The sequence below is a fragment of the Desulfomarina sp. genome (assembly GCF_054039375.1).
This window is the reverse complement of record NZ_JBPLBA010000248.1, coordinates 1-4,702: the sequence shown is the minus strand read 5'-3', so window position 1 is coordinate 4,702 and position 4,702 is coordinate 1. Positions and strand designations below refer to the sequence as shown.

Sequence of the window (4,702 nt, the reverse complement as noted above, 5' to 3'; positions counted from 1 at the left end):
AAGGGGAAGATCAAGGTAATCCGCCATTGACTCATCAGCAGAAACCGGTGTGCCGGCTCCGATCAGCATAGAGCAGAAGGTGAAAATAATACCTTTAATTATCAACTCATTATTTTTCATAATCATTTTCGGTCGAGAAGGGGCAACAGAAAAATGGAAGCAGAGATTTTTTCTACATTTATAATGAATTATCCATAATCTGAGAATTGTTGTCAAGAACTCCCGGCATGTCGGTTCTGTCAGGCAGTCTGTTTTCGGTTGAGCATGGTTTTGATGGCTGTCGTTTTTTATGTGGAAAACCGAGTTAGTGTCTGTCCAGAAATGAGGATTTTTGTTCGAGATCAAGGCGCACGGGAAATTTTACCGCAGGCATATAATTGATACCGGAGTTTACGCTTACCTCCGAGGATGAAATTTTTCGGGCAACGCAGATATCGGACAAAAAGACCAACTATGGACAGGCACTATCTAACGCAACAGGCGGGTTCTGAATCAGGCATGAGAAAAAAAGAGCTGTTCCCGCCCCGAAAGGCGGCAGGAACAGCGTGAACATACAAACACGTACTCACAAGGTACCCCAGCTTTTCACGGTCTCTTTTGCCCGCATAGGTAGCTATAGCGAACAAAAGAGCCTGCAAAAATCTGCGGTACCTGTGAGCAATTACAGCTCAGAGGTAATAAAATCACAGAGTTGTTACCCCTGTGACCAATTACACGAACACTGACTGTCAACTGCGAAGATATCGCTCTATGGCATCAGCGATGGTGCGGAAAATGTTTTCAAACTCTTCTTCGCTTGTCTCAAGAAGAGTGATCCGGAATCCGTTAATAGCAGTGGCAAAGGAGGTCAGAGGTACAACACAGACTCCGGTCGATCCAAGCAGGTAATAGACAAACCGTTTATCAAGGGCAGTATCCGGCGGACTCACCAGGTTTTCTATCATTTCCCTGACTTCTTCATTTCCAATGGGCAGGGTCTGGGAATCAGTCAATACTCCGTCTTCAAAACAGACACTCATATAAAAGGCGCCATTGGTCCTGTTGACCAGGACACCTTTGACACTCTTGAGACAGTCGTAGGCGATGTTGGAAAATTTTTCATACCGTTCCACCCTGAGCCGTAGATATTCAGGATAATCAGGATGGGTTACCACCTTGGGATAAACTGTCTGAGGCAGGGTCGTTGAACAGACTTCGACCATTTTGGCGTTGAGGATTGAATCAATGTATTTACTGAAAATCGGGTCTTTCTCCCTGTTATACACTTCAATCCAGCCACACCGCGCGCCAGGCCAAGGCATCTCTTTGGAAATCCCGCGCATGGCAATTGCCGGAACATCCCCGACCACTTCAGCCAATGTTGCTGTGGTTGTGCCGTTATAATAAATATGCTGATACACCTCATCACAGATAAGAAACAGATCGTACCTCCGGGCTATCTCCACAATGGCTTCCATGACTTCCCGCGGATAGACTGCACCGGTGGGATTATCCGGGTTGATGATGAGAATTCCGGCAACGGCCGGGTTATAGGTCACATGTTTTTCAATATCATTCAGATCTGGATACCAGTGGTTGTTGGGGTCAAGAACATAAGTAACCGGGCTGGTTCCGGCATGTGCGGCTTCAGCGGAAGAATGGGTACTGTAACTGGGGGTCGGCACGAGAACTCTGGCGGTACGTTTTAAAAACCCGAAGATCTTTGAAATCGCATCTCCAAGACCGTTAAAAAAAATAATATCTTCGGCATCAATCTTTACTGTCCCGAATTTATTGGTCTGTTCCGCGATGAATTCACGGGTGGCCAGAACTCCTTTGGTGGGAGAATAGCCGTAAGTACAGTCGCGGCGGACCGCCTCCACCACGATTTCCTTCATCCATTCAGGAACTTCTTCACCCTTGGCTATGGGGTCGCCTATATTTTCCCAGTTGGTTTTCAAACCAAGTTTCTGTAATTTTTCCCCGACGTTGACTATGTTCCGTATCTCATAAGTCAACTCTCCGGCACCAATATGAACTATATCCATTCTCATCCAGTTTTACTCCTTCTCCGAATCCACTCTGTTCCCTGCCTTGCAGTACTTCGCGCTTACTCAGCCCTCCAGGTGAAAATCGTTTTTTTACTTCCTTCTAAATAACAAAAGTTATTTTTAAATTTGCCCCGGCAACGCCCAGGTGGAACGCTGATTACGTACAAAACTCAGCCTGATACTTGTGGACCTGGGGATGTGGCTGTTTTATCAGGCGTATTTCAAAAATCACATTGTTCTGGTTAAAAAATGATTAGGACTGACACTTTTTCATTTGAATTCCTTATCGATTGAGATTGCCAGTGATTTTTGACCGTAGGCTAGCCTGATAAAACAGCTATATCCCCAAACTGGCCGAATTTCATGGGTAATCAGCTTTTACTTTGTGCGTTCAGAGCCTTACCACAGCAGAATATCCAAGTCAACCGAAGGACTTCAAGAATCATGTTCCTGTCACGATTCATCATATTTATCAAGTTTATTTTTCAATGTTTTTCTCGTGATACCAAGAAGTTTTGCTGCCCGGCTTTTGTTTCCATCCGTTTCCTTCAAGGTTTTTAAAATCAACTGTTTTTCCGCCTCAAAAATGGAAACAGGTCCTCTGTCCTTTTCCAGATCCTGTTGCTTCACTTGTTTCTGCACAGTCAACGGGAGACTCTTTTCGGTCAACTCGGTCCCGCGCATAAGAATGATTCCACGTTCAATAGCATTTTCCAGCTCCCTGACATTGCCGGGCCATGGATAACTGGCGAGCATATTCATGCATTCTTCTGTTACTCCATCAAGAATCCGTCTATTTTTTTTTGCGAATTTCCGGGCAAAATACTCAACCAGTTCCCGGATATCATCTCCCCGTTCCCGCAGGGGGGGAACAACAATCATAACCACATTCAACCTGTAGAAAAGATCTTCCCTGAACCTGCCCCGACGTACTTCCTCTTCAAGGTCCCTGTTGGTGGCAGCGATAATACGCACATCAACCCTGACTGTTTCCTCCCCGCCCACACGCTGCAGTTCCTGCTCCTGAAGAACCCGCAGCAGTTTAACCTGCATGGCCTGGGATGTTTCTCCGATTTCATCCAGAAAAAGAGTCCCACCATCCGCCTGAACAAATTTTCCTTCCCGTCTCTTTTCGGCCCCGGTAAAGGCACCTTTCTCATGACCGAACAGCTCGGAATCAAGCAAGTTTTCAGCAAGAGCAGCACAGTTGACCTTGACAAAGGGTTCTCCTTTTCTTTCACTGTTTTCATGCAGAGCTTCGGCGACAAGCTCCTTACCTGTCCCCGATTCCCCGGAAATAAGAACTGTGGCTTCCGTTGGCGCCACATAAGAGATCATTTCCAGTAATTCCCGTATGGGTGGAGAAGAACCGATGATCCGTGTCTGCAGATCCTGAGACTCTCCGCCTTCCTTTTCCCTCACTTTCTGCGCTGTGACCCGGTGATGGTCCACAGCTCGTTCAAGAGCCAGACGTAACCGGTCAAAATCAAGGGGCTTGGTCAGATAGTCGTGGGCCCCCTGCTGGATGGTTTCAACTGCACTCTCAACAGAGGAATAAGCTGTCATTATGATAACGGGCAGGGAAGGATCTTTTTGCTGAATAATAGAAAAAGCCTCCAGTCCATCCATTTTTGCCATACGGATATCCATCAATACCGCATCATAGGAATGTTCCCCGACGGCCTCAACTGCTGTCGTGCCATCATCCGCTTCAACAGTCTGAAAGCCCCATTCAGCCAGCATGGAGCAAAGCATAAATCTGTGAACCTGATCATCATCCACCACCAGAACCCGTAATTGTTTTTTCCCGGTGGTCACCTTTCCCATTTCTTTTTTCATCAGTTAAAGCACCATAACCGGACTCTATGGCCCGGTCTCCAAAAACAATAAAAATCCCGACTGCGACACTGCAATTTTCAGCCGCGGATTTTCATAAAAACTCTCCGATCACAAGAACTACCCATACATCTTTTTCAGCAGCCAGCCGATGTTTTCCCCCAGGGTCTTCATGGTAGCGAGCCCTTCTTCATCCCCTGACACCTCACCTTTCTGACGGCCATGACCGATATTCCAGTAAGACGAGCCGACAATGATCATTTCCCCTATCTGAAAAAAATGATTCATGGAATCAAAAGCATGGATGGCTCCGGCTCTTCTCGCGGCAACCACTGCTGCCCCGAGTTTGCGTCGAAACATGTTATCATTGGCACGGGCAACCATTCCCGATCGATCAATCAACGCCTTCATCTCAGAGGATATATCGGCAAAATAGGTGGGTGAACCGAGAAGAATAGCATCGGCCCCCTCCATTTTTTCAATACAGTCATTGACCACATCACCATCGAACACGCATTTCCTGTTTTTCTCTTTAAAACAACCCATGCAGGCCTTGCATCCCGGAACGTTCTTGCCAGCGAGTTCCACCAGTTCGGTCTCAAAACCCGCCTCTGCAAGAGGTTCGAGTACTGTTTTCAGCAACATTGCCGTATTGCCTTTCTTTCTCGCGCTGCCACAAAAAGCTACAATTTTCATTTTTTATTTATCTCCTGTAAATTTACCGGGGGCGAGGTTTCTCCGCAATCAACCGGAGAGATCACAACAACTCAAATATGTTGAGTTTCACTGTTAATCAGAATACAATTCCACACCCGATTGCAATTCTTAACCTCAAT

General features: G+C 46.4%; 3 protein-coding genes. All 3 read right to left on the bottom strand.

Annotated features, from left to right (window positions below; translation table 11 throughout):
• Positions 1-728: 728 nt before the first annotated feature.
• Positions 729-2,033: a pyridoxal phosphate-dependent aminotransferase gene (locus tag ACXLDX_RS13700; protein WP_457577749.1), complete on the bottom strand. Its 1,305-nt coding sequence runs from the start codon at positions 2,031-2,033 to the stop codon at positions 729-731.
• A gap of 450 nt (positions 2,034-2,483) precedes the next feature.
• A complete protein-coding gene (locus tag ACXLDX_RS13695) occupies positions 2,484-3,869 on the bottom strand; it encodes a sigma-54-dependent transcriptional regulator (protein WP_457577748.1) in 1,386 nt (461 codons plus the stop codon).
• A 117-nt stretch (positions 3,870-3,986) separates the two neighbouring features.
• Positions 3,987-4,562: a flavodoxin family protein gene (locus ACXLDX_RS13690; RefSeq protein WP_457577747.1), complete on the bottom strand. Its 576-nt coding sequence runs from the start codon at positions 4,560-4,562 to the stop codon at positions 3,987-3,989.
• Positions 4,563-4,702: the final 140 nt, after the last annotated feature.